The sequence below is a fragment of the Mycobacterium sp. 852002-51961_SCH5331710 genome (genome assembly GCF_001665535.1).
In the GTDB taxonomy this organism is placed as follows: Bacteria; Actinomycetota; Actinomycetes; order Mycobacteriales; family Mycobacteriaceae; genus Mycobacterium.
The window spans coordinates 1-20,013 of the sequence record NZ_LZSQ01000039.1; the positions used below are offsets into that span (position 1 = coordinate 1).

Consider the following 20,013-nt stretch of genomic DNA (forward strand, 5'->3'; position numbering starts at 1 on the left):
ACCGAGCGGTCTTCACAACGCAGCGCCACCGCCTCCGAGGCGTTGGCCACCTGAGCAGCGAACAACTCCGGAATCGAGATCGGTGCGGCCGACCCGGCGATCAATGCCGTCTGGTGACCCCACTCATTCAGTCTGGCGTGCTCAGCGGGTTCCAGCAGATCCAGGGATGACAACGACCGCTCGGGGTTGGCGGACATCTCCCCCAATACCCGCTCTAACCGCTTAGCTAAGTCATGGACAGTTTGGTTCGCAAATACTTGCTCAGCGCCCGCAGTGCTGAGAAATAGCCGGCCTTCTAGCCTCGTGAAGAGCAGGCCGGATTGATCTACCAGGCCGGAATTAGTGAGAGTCGCGGTCGCCGGAGAACCGGCGAGATCGGCTTGATATGCGGGTGGAATGAAGTTAACCACCACTCGGTGCGGTGTCCGGTATCGCGCAGTGTCTTCAAGAGCTTGCACTGGAAAACGTTGATGGTCGAGCGCGCCCCGCAATTTCGCGTCGACATGCTTACAAAAGGAAGTAACAGAGGATTGTGGGGATGTTTTCAAGACCAACGGGACGACGCCGGAGATCATCCCGGGCACCAGCTGGACCTCTGGATGCACGCGCCTGCTAACCGGGAAATCGAGCACGACATCCTGGCCATCGACGTCGTACTCGCGTACTAGCAGCGCGCATGCGGCAGTAATCACCGACGAGCGGCGCACTCCCATCGCCTGAGCCAACTCCTGGATCTTGGAGACGATAACCGGATCTAATTCAACCGGCTCAGTACAGTCATCGGAATCACGCTCACCGCGTATAGCCGGCACTAATCGGTCGCGCAGTTCGCTTTCTCGCGGGATATTTTCGACCCAATAGGCGTGATCGCGCTGGAAATCAGCGGATGCTTCGTAAGCCGACTCGCTGTCAATCAGGTCACGTAACGAGCCGAAGAAAGGGGGAGAAATCGGCTGGGCGGAAACAAGGGAATTATAAATCTCCGCAATTCGATGACAGAAAAGACCAAGACCGGCCCCATCAACGATAATGTGGTGGCAGCACGCGACGAAATAATATTCATCTACTTTAGTGTGCAGTAACGCAAACTTGAACAGTGGGCCGCTGAACGGCATCGGTGTGCGTTGAAGCGACGCGGCAAGCCTTCTCGCGTCTGCGGCAGGATCTGGCGAGTGCAGCAGTTCATGACGGACGAGCTCGACAGCCGGATCATCGATGACCTTCTGGAATACCTGGTCTCCTGTTTGGAAGACGGAGACCCTTAGCGGTTCTGCCTCCCGCAACGCCTGTACCAGCGCCGACTCAAACAAGTCAGCGTCGAGCGGTCCCGCAATCCGCACCAGTGCGCTCAGCTGCCACTTAGCCCCGAACCGACCTGTTTGCTCCGCGAGCCAAATATGCAGCTGGGCGCGCGTGAGTGGGAGTGCTCGGTTGTTCAAGTCCATCCAACTGTCCCCAAGCACACGATTCACTTTTCAGCTAGGCGCGGCGCCGACCTTTCACGTAAACAGCTCGGTCGTACGTCGGTCCAAGTCTGTTCGTCGCTCGGACACCTATAGCGGTCTGAATTGGCGAAGGTCGATCCCACGCTGTATTGCTCCTCATCGTCGCTAGTCACGACTGAAAGTTAGTAGCTGTCTGAGCACCGATTCGCGCCCAGCAACACACCACCCTGATAAGCGGACATATGGCAACTACGTTAGTGAGTCCCACGTCAGCTTGTATACACTTTCGTCGCAGTAAATTACAAACAGTTATATTCTGTCAGTGCCTGACAAATTTGCTGTTCGACTTTCCTGGTATACGGCGCAGGGTTTCGTCCGGCGGACTTCCCCGTCCGACCTGCAAAGATATGAAGAACTCGGCGTGGCTTTCTCTAAACGGACAGCCATGAGCCGCCTTATCGAGGTTTACACGGTCATCGAGGACCGGAGCAGGCGAGCTTCTCGACGAGATCGGCGGCGGCCGCTGCGCTCTCTGCGGATTTGGTCATCTGCGCACCGATCTCACGGGCCTGGGCGGCGTAACCCGGGGCCAGGATGGTGCGCAGATCCGCAACCAGCGATTCACTCGTAGTGCGCGACATCCGACGCGCGGTGCCCGCCTTCATTCTTTTCACCCGAGAACCCCAGAGGGTCTGGTCGATGTCCGTGGACAGGATCAACGTCGGGACTCCTGCACGCAGGCCCGTCGCCGTTGTCCCGGTCCCACCGTGGTGCACTAAGGCGCGGCAGGCCGGGAACGCTGCTGCGTAGTTCATCACGTCCACCACCATGATGTGTCCGGCCGGGGCGACTTCTGTGAAGTCGGACCCGGCGGCGCACACCAGCGCCCTCTCACCCAACTGTGCGCAGACCGAGCTGATCATCTCGAGTGTGTCTGCCGGCGACTTCAGCGGCAGACTGCCGAAGCCGAAGAATATGGGCGGTGGACCCGCCGAGATCCAGGACGCCACCCGCTCGTCGGCGTCGCTCGGCAGGTCCACCACCAGCGCACCGACGAAAGGCCGTTGATCGGCAAAATCGGCCCACTCGGCGGCCAGCCCGGGGAAGCACGCCTCGTCATAGGCTTGGATTTCAAGCCATCCGTGTTCGCGGATCCGCTGCGGCAACGGGCCGGTGGCTCGCGGTAGGCCCAATTCACGGCGCTGTTTGTCATCGAGCTTTTTTGCCGCGCGCCATCCCAACCACTCGTACACCTTCAGCGTTGCGCGGCCGAGCGACGCCGGCAGGAACGGCAGGAAGTGGCTGTTGGCCCGCATCGGGAAGAGATGCACTGTCGCCAATGGAATGCCAAAGCGCTCGGCGACATTCGCGGCGGGCTGCTCGAAGTTCACGCCAGTGACCAGCACGTCGGCCCAACCCCCCAGGGCTGCCAGCGTGTCACCGATCTCGTCCCAACGCTGGAGAACGGGATTCGCAATTTCGCGCCGCATCTGAATCAGGCGACGGACTTTCCAGAAGTTGCGGAAAAAATACGTCCAAAAGTCACGGTGCGCTCCCAGAATGGACCCCACATCTGGTCCGTACGCGACCGCGCTCAGCCCAACCGACTCGACGAACCCCACCAAGTCGGGCGGCGCGGCTACGAGCACGTCGTGGCCCCGGCGCCGCAGTTCTCGGCCGATCGCGACGCAAGGCTCGACATCGCCACGACTTCCATAGGATGCCAACGCAATCTTCACCGCGGTCCCGCCTTTCAGCTCCGCCCCCGCATCAGCGGCCGCAGTTTAGCCGATGTGGGCGCGGTCGAACGTCAATCCATCGGGGCACTCCAAGCAACGTGAGGCGACTTTCAGGCCCAAGTTCCTTTGCGTCGGTGGACGAGAGCTGCGAGTTCGAGGATCAATTTGCGTGGGACGAAGCGCTGCGCCTTGGTGACGCGTCGATAGTTGTCAAGCGCCGTGCGCAGGTGTTGCTCGGTCGCCCCATACTCGTCGAAGACGCGATCCAGTGCGTCTTGACTCCACGTCTCGCCTCCCGCCGCCCGATGCAGGTTGTCGTAGGTCGTGGTCACCCAGTCGGTACCGAATGGCTCCGGGCATGACGGGTTGTCAGCTTGATGGTGGCATTCATCGACGGCAAGAAAATCGTTGATCGCGGTCTCGTCGGGTTTGAGAGTGATGTCTAAAGCTGCCGAGATCTTCTCGACCTCTCGTCTCCAGTCCTCAAGGACATAGGAGTATTCGACGAAAACACGCGGCATCCCGCGTGTGTAGCGTTCGGCAAGGAGGCTGTTCTTCAGGTAGAGGGCAGCGGCGAGCTCAGGCTCGATCACCGGCATCAAAGCGGTGACCGAGCTGATGACTTCGCTGGGATGCCGTACCGCGATCACGGTGCCGACGTCGTAGCCAGCGATGCGAGCGGAGTCGAACCACATCCCGGCTATGGGCGTGATCTGCAGATCCTTGATGACATACAAATCCGACGGCGGTAGGGACGTGAGGTACGTGCTGATCTCGGCGATGTCTCGGCCTTCAGCGGGTTTTCGGTGGAGGCGCAGGGTCGGGTCAGCTGAGGTGCTGTGGTGGCGGCGCAGAATCTTCTCGTTGAGGAAGCTCGCTTCGCGGGGTTCCCAGAACCCCCGTGAATTGCCTTTCGCCGCGCCGATCATCCCGGGCGGGAGCGCGGCGCCTGACAGTGACAGAACGCGTGTGATCGCGGAGGTGCCGGTTCGGGCCATACCCAGTACGAACAATACCGTCGCCATGAAACCCTCACCCTCTGCGATCGCTCGGCTACACCGGGCCCTCACCTATGGTCCCGTCAGACCGGTCATCGTACGCGTCGCGCTGCGTGGGACAACGGATCAGCGCCCACGGCGCGAGCGAGCGAAATTCTCCACCAGATCAGTGGCGGCGGCCCGGCTTTCGGCAGGCTCGCTCATTCTGGTGGCGAGTTCACGGGCCCGCGTGACGTATTCCCGCGCAAGTTTCTTGCGCAAATCGCGACGAGCGAATTCCGGGTAGTGGCCGAAAAGCGCCGGGTGAGAACGACTTTCAAACGTCTCGCCCGAGTGTCCCACACCGCTTGGTCACCCCACGTCGAAAGGATCAGGGTGGGAATGCCACTGCGCAGGCCTACAGCAGTGGTGCCCGCGCCACCGTGGTGAACGAGGTCATGCCACGCGCGTGCGTCGGGCCCATAGGCGACCGCAGATAGACCAACCGACTCGGTGACGTCCACCAGACCCGGCGCTACCGCCATGCGCACATCGTGACCCTGCGCAGCAACTCGAGAGCGAGGCCGCGCAAGGCTTGACGTCACCTCGAGTGACCTCGTGCCTATCGGGCGGGATCCGATTCGTGCCATCTGTACTGGGGCGTCATTGACTTGTGACAGGCGGCGCCCCGATGAATGTGCCGGCGAGGTCGAAGTCAGCCAAGACAGCCAAAAGGTCCTGTCGCAGAGCTTCATTGGAGTTGGCATAACCCGGTTGGTAACCACTGACCGAGACGAAAACACGCCCTAGCGCAGTTCCCGACAACACATATAGCACTCCACCCAGACTGTCCATCAACGCTTCGGTCACGCCGCGATAGGAAAGCCGTGACGCCCAAATGTCGGCTCGTGTTCCATCCGGGCTGGTGACGCGCGGGTTGACCTCACCGAGGTTGGATACTACGACGGTATTGTCGACGACCCTGGCAAACCGCTTGGGCAAGAGCCCCAACAGGGGGACAAGGGACAACACTGCCCGCTCGTCGTCACGCGACTCCCCGTGCCGCACGAGCGCTTGTTTGATTGCAGCCCTGATTCCGCGAAGGTCCGTCGCCGCAGGTGCGGGGTCAATCGGCACCGTGATATTGCTGACCGCGTTCGCGCGTGTATCACCGGCGACGCGCTCATTGACAGGCATCTTCATCAGGACTGAGCCGTCCGCCGTAACCCGTCCAATCCGCTGGCCCAGGCGGGTGGACAGTCCCGCGAGCAGCGTGTTGCTGGTCCCGCCCAGCGCAGCGGCTCGGTCCTGCCACGCAGTCGCATCGATGAAGGCCGTCGCCGTGGGCGGCGTCAGGCATTCTTCGGCAACCGCGGGTAGCCTGAGCGGCCTATTCGCCTGCGTGGTGACGGCACTCTCGCGGCGGACACGTCGAGCCAGTCGTATAGCTGCTGCAGCGCCGCGGCCGAAATCGGGCATGTCGCGCACGGTTTGACGAGCGTCTTCGCGCAGCCGTCGCCAACGCCGACGGGACTCAGCAGGCCAGCTGGATCGGGCGTCGCGACCGTCTGCCGCATCTGCCATCGCCTCCAACAACCCGATACCGTCTGCCAGGCAGTGCGAAGCGGTCAAGCTCACAGCCGCGCCGCCGTCCGTGAAGGGCAGCGTCGCAAGGTGCCATCCGGGCCCGTGCACGGCGTCGATAGGCCTCGCGGCCTGCTCCTCGAGCCAGGCGTCCAATTCTGCGCGTGGGCGCGGCGTCGCAACGATCTCAATCTCGGGCGGTCCGTCGGCGGAAATCCAGCGGTGGCGGCCGAACGGAAGGGGCGACGGTTCGATGCGGCGAGATAACAGTCCCTGTCGCAGATGGTGATTGAACTCCCGCAGACCGTCGAGGTCGACTGGGCGGTTGTACACCCAGAAGGGGTGGGGAATCGACGTGACTCCGGTAGCTCGCTCGGCGTCGAAGGTGAGCTGGTCGAACGGATCGAGTACGTTGCCCATCGTCGTACCGTACTTCCAACCGTATGTCGCCATCCGATCGCGTGCGAACTCGCACGCCGAGAGGCTATTACCTCTGAGTTAGAGTTCCTTCGCGCAATGCGCCGTCCTGGTGCGTCAGTCGGTGGCTGCCACTGCCGAGGTATCACGATGCCGCACGCCGCAATCCGAGGGAGTGTTGATGCCGTTAGATTCGCGATGAAGTGTGTGCTGGCCAGCTACGGAACGCGTGGCGATGTAGAGCCCTGCGTCGCCGTCGGCCGTGAATTGCAGCGCCGCGGACACGACGTGTGCATCGCGGTCCCGCCAGACCTGATTGCGTTCGCCGAGTCGGCGGGGCTCGCCGCGGTCGCCTATGGGCCGGATACGCAGGAATGGTGGGGAGCGCACCGTGAATTGTGGGCTCGATCGTCCCGAGACTTCTGGAACATCCGGGAGCGGGTGCGATTGTGGCGCGAGATCGGGAACTCCGTAGTTCAGCACTGGGAGCAGATCACCACGACGCTGCAGTCGGTCGCGCAGGGTGCCGACCTGCTGGTTACGTTCCTGAATTTCGAGCAGCCCGCTGCCAATGTCGCCGAACGCTATGACATTCCGTTGGCGACACTGCACGTCTCTCCGGTTCGCCCCAATGGCCACGTCTTGCCATTGCCGGCGTCACTCGGCCGTTACGCGCTGACGGTATACGAGTGGGCCTGTTGGCGCGGGATGAAGAAATTCGACGACGCGCAGCGGCGCGAACTGGGCCTACCGAAGGCGACACGCTCCGCGCCACGGAGGATCGTCGAGCGCGGATCACTGGAGATTCAGGGGTACGAAGAGGTTTGCTTCCCCGGGCTGTCAGCCGAATGGAGTGAGAGGCGTGACCAACGGCCATTCGTCGGCGCTCTGACGATGGCATTAGCCACGGATGCCGATGACGAGGTCGCCTCATGGATCGGCCAAGGAACACCGCCGATCTTCTTCGGCTTTGGCAGCACACCGGTCGGATCTCCCGCCGAGACGCTATCGATGATCGCGGCGGCCTGTGCGCAATTGGGCGAGCGGGCGTTGGTGTGCTCCGGCTCCAGCGATTTCGACGATGCCCCCCACTATGCCCACGTCAAGGTCGTGGACACGATGAGCTACGCGGCTGCCTTTCCGTCCTGCCGCGCGGTTGTGCACCACGGAGGCCTGGGCACGACGACGGCTGCGCTGCGTGCCGGGATTCCGATGCTGATCCTCTGGACGTCGCCCGATCAGGCGCTCTGGGCAGCGATGGTCAAACGCCTGAAGGTCGGCTCCGGACGACGCTTCTCGACCGCAAACCGCGAATCGCTCGCCGCGGACTTGCGCCGCATCCTCGGTCGCGACTATGTCGCTCGGGCCCGCGAGGTCGCCGCCCAAACGACCACACCCACCGAAAGCGTCACCAAGGCTGTCGATCTCCTGGAGAGCTTCGCCGTCTCAAAAGACAAGGGCAGCATCGGTTAGCTATCCCGAGAAATGGTCTTCACCGCCCACCGTCATAGCGCTGCCAACCAGGCTGAAAATTGACGGAGTAGTCTCTTCCGCTGTGTGGGGACCCGTACTAGGGATGGCGCTCCTGTGGGCGCTCAATCCCGTGCTCATCGGCATCGTACTTCTCGTGATCTCTCGGCCGAGGCCACTGCAGAACTTGTTCGTTTACTGGATCGGGTGCCTGATCACCAATGTTCCCGCCGTACTGGTGCCGCTGCTGATGCTACAGCACGTCCCAGTATTCAGATCTGTCGCAGACGATTTGGCAACCGCGGGCCCGAATTCAACCGCACGGAACTTTCAACTCGGGATGGGTGTGATCGCGCTGTTGATCTCTGCGCTGATCGTGGTCCGCTCCCGTGCGCGTCGGCGGGAACGCGTACTAACACCGGTCGGCGGCCCGTCGACAGTTGAGCCGAACTCGGATACCTCGGCCGCAACGTCGCTGCCGAAGGAGCCCGACGACCGCGAGGGGCCAGCGAAGCGCAGATCCGCAGTCCGCCGTCTGATCGACCGCGCCAACGATGCATGGGACAGCGGCTCGTTGTGGGTCGCACTGGTGGCGGGCATGTCCTTCTTGCCGGGCCCCGCCATCGTTCTGCTCGTCGACACGAGCATCGTCTCCTCGGGCGCCCCCATGGGTATGCAGATCCTCGCCGGCGTCGTCTTCGTGCTGGGAATGTTTGCCGTTTTCGAGATTGCCCTTGTCAGTTATTTGCTCGCGCCGGCGAAAACCCAAGCGGTGCTGCGGCCTCTACACCAATGGTCGCTGGCTCACCGCGCACAGGTCGCGGCGGCCATCGTGGCGATTGTCGGGGTCTGGTTGGTGGCCTGGGGCACGGGCGTCATCTGAGCTCGTTACTCGCGGGCCGGTTAGCTCGCGGCCTGAACCCTGATTGATCGCGACCGGCTTTTCTGATGCGCTCCCGCACGTTCTTCGGCATCCGCTCGGCCAGGAGCCTGCGCGACAAGGTATCTGTGACCCAACCGCGAAGGACGCTCCGGAGTCGGAATTGAGCCTGCAGAGCCGTGTCGGAGTAGCTGCCGGTCAGGTCCACGAACTCGAAGCCGCCCGTATCTTTTGTTGGCTTGCAGATGAGGAACTGCAGGTGAGGCAGCCCGAAGATGCGGGCACCCACCGCCTCGGCGAAGTAGACGGCAAAGGGGAACACCAGGCTGGGTTCGAAACGATCCCCGTGCTGCCAGATCATGTGTGTGAAGTCGTCTCCGCCTATCCAGCCGCCATCTCGAATTTTCGGATACACCTTGATGAGGTCGACGGAGATACCGCGCAACGTGTGATCGCCGTCGACATAGGCGAAATCGAGGCTGCCGTCCGGGATTTCATCGATGACCTCTGTCGTCGTTCCGCGCAAGATGATGCGTTTGTGAGCCGCAAACTCGGTGTTGGCCATGCTTTCCGCCAGGTAGGTTGCGAACCGGGCATCACCTGTGTTGGCCGGCTTGTTCCAGTCGTCGAGGTGCCTCCACGGATCGACCAGATAATATTTTTTGATCGAAGGGCATTCCGCCAGCATCTCAGCCGCAAAGCGGCCCCGGTAGACCCCGATCTCGGCCATCGCCTCGACTTGGGCAGACCTCACGAACTCGGTCCAGAGCTGGAATCGCGACGCCGACTTCGCACAGAGGGTTCGGAATGTGGCCTCTTCGACCTTCATTGTCACGGATTACTCCTCGTCCTGCCGTCTTCCTGCCGACGCCAGCGCGAACAACTCGGCACGATACCGACGCCGGTCCGGTCTCGGCAATCGTGGCGACTTCAGATCCAAGTCCTGTTGCGGCGGTTCACCATCGCGAGAACCTTATAGTTCATCTTGAGGAGAAGTGGTCGGTAAAGCCGGTTGGCTCTTCGGAAGCGGCGGAAATCCTCAAAGACCACTCCAAAATCACGTTCGCTCGCGCGATAGGCTCCGTAAACACGATCCAGCACAACCTGATCCCAATACTCATCGCGTGCGATGGCGCATAGCCCGTCGTAAACCGTGGAAATCCAGTCGGACCCGAAAAACTCCGGCACCGGACCGTCATGCCGTTGCCGCCGGAGATCGACTCTCAAAAACTCGTCGATCGCGGCCTCTTCCAGGAGGTTGAGATCGATCCCGAGGGCCGCCGAAACGCGCTTCACTTCCCTGCGCCAATCGTCCAGGAGATTCGTGTACTCGACGAACACCCGCGGCACAGTCCGCGTTTGCCTCTCAGCCAGCAAGTTGTATTTGAGCCACAAAGCGGCCGAGAGCTCCCGCGAGGCGGGGCTGCGCCTGGCGACCGACGCCATGACCTCCTCGGGGTGGCGAACCGTGACCACGGCCATGACGTCGAACCCAGCCAGACGCGCCGCCTCAGACCACAAGCCGAAAAACAAGGTGATTCTTGGGTCTTTGATGACGACCGCGAGCGGTGCTGCCGGCAGCGTCGACAGAAATGCCCTGATCTCATTGACCCAGGCAGACCTCTCTTCGGCATCGAACGCACCGTCCTCCTGGAGGCGCAATGTGGGATCGAACATGGTGCTACGGTGGCGCTGCAGGATCGCTTCGTTCAGGTAGTTTGCTGCGCGCGGCTCCCAGTGGCCGAGAGGATTATCCGGCATTGCGCCAACCAGCTGGGGCGGAAGCGTGCCGCCGCACAGCGACAGGACACGAGCCAGCGCCGAAGTTCCGGACCGGTTCACGCCCAGCACGAAAAGAATCGAAGGGCGGGCCACTCCCCCGCCCTTGCCGACAGGTGTCACTCGCGCAACTCCGCCCCCGTTATCTTCTGAGCAGAGGCAGTCACGTCAGTGTGTAGGCCGATGATCATCGCGACACCGAAAGCGGTGGTCTCGAGCGGCAGGACAACTTGCCCGCGGTCGGCGACCGGCTCCCGTTTGCCGAGCAACGCGCCGCAGGCTGAGACCTCGACGTGTCTAACGTGCTCTCCGGCATGCGCTTTTGCATATATGCGCGGGCTGTTGCGTTCGCCGTCATCGATACTCCCTTCCTCACCGGGCCCGCATGACGAAACCCACTTGGTCGCCACGGCCAAGCTGATTGAGCCGATCCGCGCGCTTCCCCCACTCCCAGAGTTGCTTCGGACTAAACAGCCCAGAGATTTTGGGGTCGGTCACGGCAACGCCTCTCCTATAAGCTTCGCTCCCCGCGAACTGGCCCAAGTTCGAATCGTCGAACATATGCTCCACTCGCAGCCCGGCTCTCTCGGCCGCCAACTCCATGGCCTGCCGTGAAGGCACGACAAAATGCCGAGGCGCATCGATCTGCACCCAGTCCGCCCGGTAAGTGGTCCAGGCTTCTGATGACGTCGTCGGCGTGCGAGCCAGGCAGATACCGTCGGGTGCAAGTCTTTCCGCCGCTGCTTTGAGCGCGGCGATCGGGTCGGGGACATGTTCGAGCGAATGATTGAACATGACGAGATCGAATTCGCCCCTTACTTCACTGAGATCACCCTTTGTCAGCGGCACTCCACGAGGCGACCGGCCATCTGCGGAGATAAAAGGATCCACACCAGACAAATTCGTGAACCCCACCATGGCCAACCGGTCAAGCAGCGCACCGCCACCACATCCCACGTCCAGGATTCTCGCGTCCGGTTTGAGCTGGAGGTGAGCCAGAATTCCGACGACGTCTCCGCCGAGATGAACGCGGAGTATGCCATCAAGCACCCGCCTCGTGAGGAGCGCGCCCACCAGCCCTCCGCCCGCATGCAATTTCTTGCGATCTCGCTGCCCAATGAGCCATCGAAGAGGCCATAGCCGACGGGCGTTGTACGAGTAGTAGTCCTCCGGATAATGGCGCTGGAGCTCATCACCCTCAAGCGGATTCCGGATCTGCAATGTTTCGCATGTTCCGCAGAAATAGTATTCGAATCGCTCTCGCGTCCCGAACATCATTTCTCGAACGACGAAGCACTCGTGCGGACCAGTCGATCCGCATATCCGGCACTCTTGAGCAACCTCGTTGTGTCGGTCGGTCGTCGAGCCAACCGATTGCCGCGCGCCCTGAAGTTCAGCCCCGGAAGCGGTGGACCCGGTGAAGGGTCGCTCCCCCTCGCACATTGTGGCCCACCTTCGCAGAGAATCGACCGACCGGAACGCGGGACGGCATCACTCGCTGAACCGCCGGGATGTTCTCGGCCGAGAGTACCGGTCGAGGTAAGACAAGACAGTAAGCGTTGATACAAACTATGTCCAGGCACGTCGGCGACCGCTTTGACCTCTGAAAGCGGCGCTCGAGCAGGTAGTGTTCCGGCCGTGTGGGGCACATTACTGGGTTTGGCGTTCTTCGTGGCGATCAACCCGGTGCTCCTCGCCGTCATCCTGCTGATGATCTCCCGGCCCCGGCCCGTGCCGAATCTGCTCGCGTACTGGGTCGGCGGCATGATCGTGAATCTCACCTGTCTGCTGGTGCCCCTGATGGTGCTGGACTTGATACCGACGTTTGCCACTTTCTCGGAGGAGATCACCGTCCCCAACACGTCGGCGAACTCCGCGATTCGGTTCGTCCAGATCGGCATGGGTGTCGTCATGCTGGCCACGGCATCGCTGATGACAGTGCGCTCCTGGGTGCGTCGGCGGGCGCATCAACCAATATCGGGCCGCGACAGCTCCGTCCTATTGCTGGACTCGGATAGTCCAGGCACCGTCTCACCACTGGGACCGCTCGGCGATCCGGCGACTGAGGGTGGATCTGCAATCCGGCGACTGCTTACGCGCCTTCAACATGCCTGGGACAATGGAGCTTTGTGGGTCGCGTTCGTGTTCGGCGTCCTCGGGTTGCCGCCGCCCCTGGTGGTGCTGTTCGTGGACACCACCATCGTGGCCTCGGGAGCCGGGCTCGGCATGCAGATCTTCGCCGTCATCGCATTCGTCGTGGCAATGTTCGCGGTCGTCGAGATCGCCCTCCTCAGTTATCTCGCCGCCCCGGCCAAAACTAAGGCGATACTGCAACCACTGCACGACTGGGCTTTGGCTCGGCGTCGACAGGTCTTGGCAATGATTTTTGCGATGGTCGGTCTTTTCACCGTGGCAAAAGGCATCGGGATCGTATGAGCCGGCGCCGGCGCTAGTGGGGACGGCGATCCCGGCCCCCGACCATGCGACCAGATGACGATTCAGGGCAACAACGCCGCGTCACCGTCTATTCTGCGCCCATGGCCGTAAATCGAGGGTCAGCCGAAACACGTCGTACCGACCCCTCGTTGAACCTCCGTATGCCCAAACAGGATGAGCGGCTGCATAATAGGCTCGCGTTGGTCGACCACAGTTTGTACGCGGGGCATCGCGCCGCCAGCCTCAACCTGGTGATCCAAGTCGTTTGGCTCTATTCGCACACTGTCGACCTCGACGGGCTGAGGCGGTTCAACCACAATCTCGGTCGCGGGTTGCTGGGGCGGCGCATCGAGCGTTCGCCGTTGCCGTTCGCGCGTCATCGTTGGGTCTCCACGCCGGATGCGCCGGACATAGAAGTCGCCGATGGCGCGCGTCCTGGCACCGAACTCAGCGACTGGGCTGATGAACGTTCACAGCTTCCTATCGATGCGGAGCGCGGGCCCGGCTGGCATCTCGGCGTCCTCCCCCTTGCCGACGGCTCGACGGCGGTCAGCCTGGTGCTTTCCCACTACGTGGTCGACGGCATCGGGCTTCACCAGGTCGTCTCCGATGCGGCGCTGGGTAATTCTGCCGATCTCGGCTTTCCACCGCCAGATTTCCGTACTCGACGCCGTGCGGCGCTTCAGGATGCCCGAGAAATCCTGCGAGAGTCGCCTGACATCGGCCGGGCGGCAGTAGCGGCGGTAAGACTGGCCCGCCGCGCACGGCAGGACGTCGCCCGATCGAAGCCCTCACCACCACCCGTCCCAATCCGCGCGACCGACGGTGATGACGCGATCGTCGTGCCGGCCGTCTCGATCCAGATCGATCTCGAGTCATGGGATGGCCGTGCGAAGGCTCTCGGTGCCACAGGTAAGACGTTGGTCGTCGCTTTCGCTGCGAAACTTGCCGAGCGCATGGGGCGCAGCCGTCCCGGTGACGGCCTCGTCACCCTGCAACTCCCCATGAACGAACGCACCGAAGGTGATACGCGTGCCAATGCGATGTCGATCGCGAGCGTCACCATCGACCCGACACGCGTCACCACAGACCTGGGTGACCTGAGGGCCGCCGTCAAGCGGGCACTCACCACGTTGCGGGAAACGCCCGACGAGTCACTGCAGTTGCGGGCACTGGTCCCGTTCATGCCGAAACTCGCGTTGAAACGGATGGTCGATGCGGGGCTTACCGACCCCGATGCCCCGTCACTCTGTTCGAACCTCGACGAGTTCGACCCGAGCGTGTACCGCCCCGACGGCACCGACGGCGAGATCGTTCTGACTCGGGCCACGGCGCAAGGCATTACGCGCCAGTGGCTCGAGTTGACGGGCGGGCAGATGAACATGCAATCGTGGCGCGTCGCAGGCGGCTCAAAGATCTACTTCACGGTGAACGCCTATCAACCCGGTGTGGTAGAGACGAAGCCCGCTCTCTATGAGCTGATCGCGAAGACCCTGACCGAGTTCGAGCTGACCGGTTTCATCTACTGAGTCAGGAGAAGCTCTCAGGCGAGCGATTCCATCCACGCGCGGTGTAGGGCGGCATAGTGGCCGTCGGCGCGCGTGATCAGCTCGCGGGGCGTGCCGTCCTCCACAATGCAGCCGTGTTCGAGTACCAGCACCCGGTCGGCAACCTGCACAGTCGAGAGCCGGTGCGCGATGACCAGCGCGGTCCGATCGGCGAGCACCGTCTCCAGCGCACGCTGCACCATACGCTCGCTGGGGATGTCCAGTGACGACGTCGCCTCATCAAGGATCAGCACCGCGGGGTCGGCGAGAAACGCCCGCGCGAACGCAACGAGTTGCCGCTGCCCGGCCGAAAGCCGGCCACCGCGTTTGGCGACGCCGGTGTCATATCCGTCGGGCAGCGCCGCGATGAAGCGGGCGGCGCCGACGGCTTCGGCCGCAGCGGCCACCTCGGCGTCGGTGGCGTCGGGTCGGCCGAACCGGATGTTGTCGGCGATGGTCCCATCGAACATGAAGTTCTCCTGGGTGACCATCACCACGTGGCGACGCAGTTCGGTCTGCGAAAGGTCACGCAAGTCAACGCCGTCCAACGTCACCGAGCCGGATGTCGGATCGTAGAACCGCGCGATCAGCTTGGCGATTGTGGTCTTACCCGCGCCGGTGGTGCCGACCAGGGCGACGGTCTGACCGGCGGGCACCTCGATTGTCAGCCCAGGCAGGACGGGGCGGTCGGCGACGTACTGGAATCGAACATCGCGAAAAGCGATCGCGCCGCGCACGGCGGTCAGCGCCACGGGGCGCTTCGGGTCCTTGATGCCTGGCCGCTGGGCGAGCACCCCCGCCAGCTTCTCGAGTGCCGAGGCCGCCGATTGGAACGTGTTGAAGAACTGCGAGATCTCCTGCATCGGTTCGAAGAACATTCGCAGGTAGAGCAGGAAGGCCGTCAGCGTGCCTATCGTCATCTCGCCGTTGAGGACTCGGTAGCCGCCGTAGAGCAGCACCACGCCGGTGGTGAAGTTGCCGACGAGCTTGACGCCCGGCATGAAGATTGCGAGCAGCTGGAATGTGCGCTCGTTGTCGGCCTTATAGCGGTCGGCGATCTCGTCGAAAATCTGCTGGTTACGTGGTTCCCGGCGATAGGCCTGCACAGCCTTGATGCCTGTCATCGTTTCGACGAATTGCACGATTACCAGCGCGGCGCTTTCGCGCACGCGGCGATATGTTCTCGCGGACTCGTTGCGGAACCACCACACCAGCCCGATCAACAGGGGGAAGGCGCCCAGGCACATCAACCCGAGCCGCCAGTCGAGCACGACCAGCAGGATGGCGGTGCCGAACAGCGTGAGCACCGCGGTCACCAGGCTGTCGAAGCCGGTCTCCAGCATGTCCTGAATGGCTTCGACGTCGTTCGTGGACCGACTCACCACACGTCCGGAGGTGTAGCGCTCGTGGAAGGCAATGTCCAGGCGCTGGAAGTGCCGAAACACCCTGCGGCGCAACTCCAGAAGCACCTTCTGGCCGATCCGTCCGGAGCGGCGGAGAAAGAACATCCTACTGGTGGCCTGAACCGCCACGACGACAGCGAGGACGCCGACGATCGTCATCAGTACATGCGCCGTCTCGCCCGCCATGATGGGTGGGATGCCCTCGTCGATACCGCGCCGGACAAGGATCGGTACCGACAGGCGCGCGGCGTTCTCCACCACGACGACGAGGGCGAGCAGCGCGACGGCGACGCGGTACGGCCGGAGCAGATCACCGAGCAGGAAACGCGCCTCCCGGCGCCTATCGATGCTCTCGTCGATCGGCGAATCGTCCTGGTGCTCTTCGAACTTGCCGCGCCACTCGGCGGTCGCGGTGTCGGTGGCGGTCATCGGCGCTCGGCCTCCGAGGTGACGTATCGTCGCCGCGCGCGGTCGCGTTCCAGCGCCTCCTGCTCCTCGACGGCGTGGTCGAGGCGGCTGCGGTCCCGGTCGTCCTCCCATGCGCATGCCCGCTCGGCACCGTCGTCGAGTTCGTCGTCAGCGGCGAGCAGGTAGCGGTACTGCGGCACCTCAGCCAGCAGTTCGGCGTGCGTGCCGACGTGGGTGATCGTGCCGTTCTCCAACAGCGCGACATTGTCGGCGAGCAGTACCGTCGATGCACGATGCGCCACAACGATTCCGGTGACCGAGTGCAGCACGCGCCGCAGCGCCTCCTCGACGACCGCCTCGGTGTGCACATCGAGAGCGGACAACGTGTCGTCGAGCACGAGGATTTTCGGTGCCGCCAGAATCGCGCGGGCCAGCGACAGCCGCTGCCGCTGTCCGCCGGACAGGCTCATACCTTGCTCGCCGATGCGGGTGTCGAGCCCGAACGGTAGGTCGTAGACGAACTGCGCGGCGGCGACGTCGATGGCCTGGGCCAGCTCGTCGTCGGACGCGTCCGGCCTTCCGAGCCTGAGGTTTTCGGCGACCGACATCGAGAACAGCGTCGGGTCTTCGAAGGCGGTAGCGACGGCTTCACGCAGCGCGGACAGGGTGAAGTCGCGAATATCGCGGCCGTCGATGCGGATCGAGCCCTCGGTGACGTCGTACAGACGCGACACCAGCGCGGCCAACACCGACTTGCCGGAACCCGTCGAGCCGACGAGCGCGAGCGTCTCCCCCGGTTCGACGGTGACGGTGACATGGCGCAGGGCCCAGTCCTCGGAGTCAGGAAACCGAAAACCGACGTCGACGAGTTCGAGGCGCCCGCCCCGCGGGGTCTGATCGACCGGACCGTCTGCGATGTCGATTGGGCTGTCGAAGATCTCGGCGATCCGGTTCGCGGCGGTGAACGACTCCTGCGTCATCGACAAGAGGAAGCCGAGCGAGGAGATCGGCCAGACGAGCGACAACATCATCGTGATGAACGCGACCAGCGTGCCCATGGTCACGTGGCCCTCGCCCGCAGCGTATGCGCCAAACCCGAGCACGACGATCAATGTCAGGTTCGGGATGACTTCGAGCAGCGTCCAGAACTTCGCCGAGACCGACACGCGATCGATCTGCGTCTCATAGAGATTGGTGAGTTGTTCGTCGAACCGGTCGTATACGTAATCCTCGCGTCCGAAGGATTTCACAACCCGCAGACCCAGCGCGGACTCCTCGACGTGGGTGGCGACGTGGCCCGCCTGGTCCTGAGCCAGCCGTGACAAGCGGGTGTACTCCTGCTGGAAGTGCATAACTGTCAGCGTGATCGGCACGATCGACGCAACCACGACCACGCCCAACGGCCAGTACATCGTCAGCAGAATCACCGTGACGACGGTGATCTGCAGGCCGTTGAGCAACAGGAACAGCATGCCGAACGACATGAAACGTCGGATTGTGCTCAGGTCGTTCATGATCCGCGACAGCAGCTGTCCGGACTGCCACCGCCCGTGGAAGCTCATCGGCAACACCTGCAGCCGGGCGTAGAGGTCCTTGCGGATGTCGGCCTCGACGCCCATGGTGGCGCGCGCGGCCAACCAACGCCGGATGAACCACAACACCGCTTCGGTGATACCGACGCCCATCGCGGCGGTGCCGAGCAGCCAGAGCCCCTGCTGATCCTGATGCCGCACCGGACCGTCGATGACGGCCTTGGTCATCAACGGGATCGACACCGTCGCCGCGAGGCTGGCGATGGCCACGGTGACCATCGCGATCCACCGCGTCCGATACGGCAGCAGATAGGGCAGCATCCGCCACAGATCCGAGCTCGCGCGTCGGCGTTGCGGTGGCGGGGCGATTGCCGGCGCTGTGCACAGGGCGCGGGCTGCGTAGTTAACCACTCAACCCATCCTCGCACGCTGGGCAAACGCAAAAATTGCTCACAGATTTCACCGTAGAACCTCAACAAGGAATGAGGTCAACGGCTTCCCGTGGTCGCGCCCTCTTCCCGCTAGGGCCGCCTCAAGCGTCCAGCCGGGCAAAGTGACGCTGGCGATACTGTTCGACGCACGCCGCCCGCCTGACCTTGCCGCTGGTCGTGATCGGTATCGAACCGGGCGGCACGGCGACAAGGTCGGCGACGCTGAGACCATGTGAGTTCGATATCGCCGAGGTGACTTCGCGCTTGACGACGGCAAGCTTCTCTGCCGTTTCTTGGTCACCGTCGTACCTCTTCGCCTCGAAGATGACGACGAGCTTCTCTGTCTCCCGATCCGGAACGGCGATCGCCACACATCGACCGTGCGTGATCTCTTGGACCGTGGCCTCGATGTCGTCAGGCGAGTGATTGCGCCCATAGACGATCAACAGATCCTTGATGCGGCCGATGACGAACAATTCGTCATCGAAGAAGAAGCCTTGATCGCCGGTCCTCAGCCACGGCCCTTCAGGTGTGCCGGCGGACGGGTTCGCGATCTGTCCATTGAACGTGACTTCGGTCTCGTCGGGCTTGCCCCAATACCCCATCGCGACGTTGTCGCCGTGGACCCAGATCTCACCGACGGCTCCCGTCGGCAACTCGGTTCGGGTATCGGGGTCGACAATGCGGACTGAAGGCGACCGCGGCTTGCCGTAACTCACCATGGATGTACCGCCGCTCTCGATGCGCTCAGCCTTGCCGGCGGTCAACTTCTCGGAGTCGAAGCGCACGATGGACGGAGGTTCGCTACCGGCGCGAGTCGCGACGTACACAGTTGCTTCCGCAAGTCCATATGACGGCCGTATGACCCGCTCACGCAGGTTGAACGGGGCGAATTTGCGCGTGAAGCGCTGCAGCGTCGCCGGGTTCACCCGCTCAGCACCGGTGATGATGACAAGCAGATCCGAAAGGTCGAACCCTGCCATGTCTTGGTCAGACGTCTTGCGCACCGCCAACTCAAAAGCGAAATTCGGCGCGGCCGTGAAGGCCTTGCGGTAGCTCGCCAGCAATTGCAGCCAGCGCGCGGGCCGCTGCAGGAACGCGACCGGACTGGTGAGCACAGCGGGGTTCCCGGTGATGATGGGCGCGAAGACTCCCAGATACAAACCCATGTCGTGATAAAAGGGCAGCCACGAGACAACGTGGCCGTCCGCCGGGGGCACCTTCCCGTAATCCGCGAAATAGGCCGCCATCCATTGTCGGAAATTAGCCACGATGTTCTGGTGCGACATCACAACGCCCGCAGGCGAGCGGGTAGATCCAGACGTGTACTGCAAATACGCCGTCGGAGGCGTCTCGTCGTCGAAGCCGAATCCGGTGGGAGATTCGTTACCCAACAGGTCCGCCTCGACGATTCGGGGTGCTGATGCGCCGGACTCCGCCTCGATGCATGCGGCCACGGTGTCGACCACAGCCGACGTCGTGAGCACGACCGATGGTGCGGCGTCACGCAGCACTGAGCTGACGCGCTCATCGCTGACTCCGCCGAACGGAACCGAGAGCGGAACGGCGATGAGTCCTGCTTGTAATGCGCCGAGAAACGCGACGATGTAGTCGATTCCCTGAGGCGCCAAGACCAGCGCTCGATCGCCGACCGAACCCCCTCGGCGAAGCTCGTCCGCGACAGTCACGGTCCGGCGATACAGCGCCGACCACGTCAGAGTCTCAGTGACTCCGTCCCAATCCCGGTCGTAGTCGATGTAGGTGAACACCGTGTCATCCGGCTGCAAGCTGGCGCGTTCCTGCAGCAAAGCCAGAACGGAGGTATCTGCCACGCTCGTCAGGCTACCGTGGCCACAGCTGCCACACCGCGAAACACAGCAAACTCCATCGAGACAACCGGCAGGCGGCCGCCGGCCTGCTCGCCCGAAGGGGCGGTTCGCGCAAAGTCGCAGCAAACCATCGCGG

General features: G+C 62.9%; 14 protein-coding genes. 4 read left to right on the top strand and 10 right to left on the bottom strand.

The genetic code is table 11. The features are described 5' to 3' along the window. From A5752_RS06650 to A5752_RS06665, 4 genes are all read right to left on the bottom strand, one after another. The coding region (locus tag A5752_RS06650) for a condensation domain-containing protein (RefSeq protein ID WP_231983338.1) at positions 1–1,445 on the bottom strand (1,445 nt) is incomplete at its 3' end. 473 nt (positions 1,446–1,918) lie between these two features. After that, positions 1,919–3,184, bottom strand: coding sequence for a glycosyltransferase (locus tag A5752_RS06655; protein ID WP_067083521.1), 1,266 nt, complete (start codon positions 3,182–3,184; stop codon positions 1,919–1,921). 110 nt (positions 3,185–3,294) lie between these two features. After that, positions 3,295–4,209, bottom strand: a complete 915-nt coding sequence (locus A5752_RS06660) for a sulfotransferase family protein (RefSeq protein ID WP_231983339.1) — start codon at positions 4,207–4,209, stop codon at positions 3,295–3,297. 615 nt (positions 4,210–4,824) lie between these two features. Next, entirely contained in the window at positions 4,825–6,165 is a 1,341-nt protein-coding gene (locus A5752_RS06665) for a WS/DGAT/MGAT family O-acyltransferase (protein ID WP_067083542.1), read from the bottom strand. A gap of 195 nt (positions 6,166–6,360) precedes the next feature. Between A5752_RS06665 and A5752_RS06670 the strand changes: the two genes are divergently transcribed. Both A5752_RS06670 and A5752_RS06675 read left to right on the top strand, forming a co-directional pair. Then, positions 6,361–7,635: a glycosyltransferase gene (locus tag A5752_RS06670; RefSeq protein WP_067083523.1), complete on the top strand. Its 1,275-nt coding sequence runs from the start codon at positions 6,361–6,363 to the stop codon at positions 7,633–7,635. Positions 7,636–7,738: 103 nt separating this feature from the next. Beyond that, the gene (locus A5752_RS06675) at positions 7,739–8,515 is read left to right on the top strand and encodes a GAP family protein (protein ID WP_082963771.1); all 777 of its coding nucleotides are present in this window, start codon (positions 7,739–7,741) and stop codon (positions 8,513–8,515) included. Here A5752_RS06675 and A5752_RS06680 read toward each other — a convergent pair. The 3 genes from A5752_RS06680 to A5752_RS06690 form a co-directional block, all read right to left on the bottom strand. Further along, positions 8,508–9,341, bottom strand: coding sequence for a class I SAM-dependent methyltransferase (locus tag A5752_RS06680; protein WP_067083526.1), 834 nt, complete (start codon positions 9,339–9,341; stop codon positions 8,508–8,510). The two genes, A5752_RS06675 and A5752_RS06680, sit on opposite strands and share 8 nt — an antisense overlap. 101 nt (positions 9,342–9,442) lie before the next feature. Then, positions 9,443–10,414, bottom strand: coding sequence for a sulfotransferase family protein (locus A5752_RS06685; RefSeq protein ID WP_156613661.1), 972 nt, complete (start codon positions 10,412–10,414; stop codon positions 9,443–9,445). 249 nt (positions 10,415–10,663) lie between these two features. Further along, positions 10,664–11,569 carry a class I SAM-dependent methyltransferase gene (locus tag A5752_RS06690; protein WP_067083528.1) on the bottom strand — a complete coding sequence of 302 codons (906 nt, stop codon included), beginning with the start codon at positions 11,567–11,569 and terminating at the stop codon, positions 10,664–10,666. 381 nt (positions 11,570–11,950) lie between these two features. Here A5752_RS06690 and A5752_RS06695 point away from each other — a divergent pair, with 381 nt between their 5' ends. Beyond that, positions 11,951–12,727: a GAP family protein gene (locus A5752_RS06695; RefSeq protein ID WP_231983340.1), complete on the top strand. Its 777-nt coding sequence runs from the start codon at positions 11,951–11,953 to the stop codon at positions 12,725–12,727. Between the two features lie 161 nt (positions 12,728–12,888). Next, positions 12,889–14,256, top strand: a complete 1,368-nt coding sequence (locus A5752_RS06700) for a condensation domain-containing protein (RefSeq protein WP_067083531.1) — start codon at positions 12,889–12,891, stop codon at positions 14,254–14,256. A gap of 14 nt (positions 14,257–14,270) precedes the next feature. Here A5752_RS06700 and A5752_RS06705 read toward each other — a convergent pair whose 3' ends face one another. The 3 genes from A5752_RS06705 to A5752_RS06715 form a co-directional block, all read right to left on the bottom strand. Next, the gene (locus A5752_RS06705; protein ID WP_067083533.1) at positions 14,271–16,106 is read right to left on the bottom strand and encodes an ABC transporter ATP-binding protein; all 1,836 of its coding nucleotides are present in this window, start codon (positions 16,104–16,106) and stop codon (positions 14,271–14,273) included. Further along, positions 16,103–18,028, bottom strand: coding sequence for an ABC transporter ATP-binding protein (locus A5752_RS06710; RefSeq protein ID WP_067083535.1), 1,926 nt, complete (start codon positions 18,026–18,028; stop codon positions 16,103–16,105). Before A5752_RS06710 ends, A5752_RS06705 begins: the two co-directional genes overlap by 4 nt. A gap of 121 nt (positions 18,029–18,149) precedes the next feature. After that, positions 18,150–19,880, bottom strand: coding sequence for an AMP-binding protein (locus A5752_RS06715; protein WP_067083537.1), 1,731 nt, complete (start codon positions 19,878–19,880; stop codon positions 18,150–18,152). Between the last annotated feature and the right edge of the window lie 133 nt (positions 19,881–20,013).

Coding starts and splice junctions, on each gene's coding strand:
- A5752_RS06700 (WP_067083531.1), top strand. CDS start 12,889: ATGCCCAAACAGGATGAGCGGCTGCATAATAGGCTCGCGTTGGTCGAC.
- A5752_RS06670 (WP_067083523.1), top strand. CDS start 6,361: ATGAAGTGTGTGCTGGCCAGCTACGGAACGCGTGGCGATGTAGAGCCC.
- A5752_RS06660 (WP_231983339.1), bottom strand. CDS start 4,209: ATGGCGACGGTATTGTTCGTACTGGGTATGGCCCGAACCGGCACCTCC.
- A5752_RS06680 (WP_067083526.1), bottom strand. CDS start 9,341: ATGAAGGTCGAAGAGGCCACATTCCGAACCCTCTGTGCGAAGTCGGCG.
- A5752_RS06705 (WP_067083533.1), bottom strand. CDS start 16,106: ATGACCGCCACCGACACCGCGACCGCCGAGTGGCGCGGCAAGTTCGAA.
- A5752_RS06665 (WP_067083542.1), bottom strand. CDS start 6,165: ATGGGCAACGTACTCGATCCGTTCGACCAGCTCACCTTCGACGCCGAG.
- A5752_RS06675 (WP_082963771.1), top strand. CDS start 7,739: ATGGCGCTCCTGTGGGCGCTCAATCCCGTGCTCATCGGCATCGTACTT.
- A5752_RS06690 (WP_067083528.1), bottom strand. CDS start 11,569: ATGATGTTCGGGACGCGAGAGCGATTCGAATACTATTTCTGCGGAACA.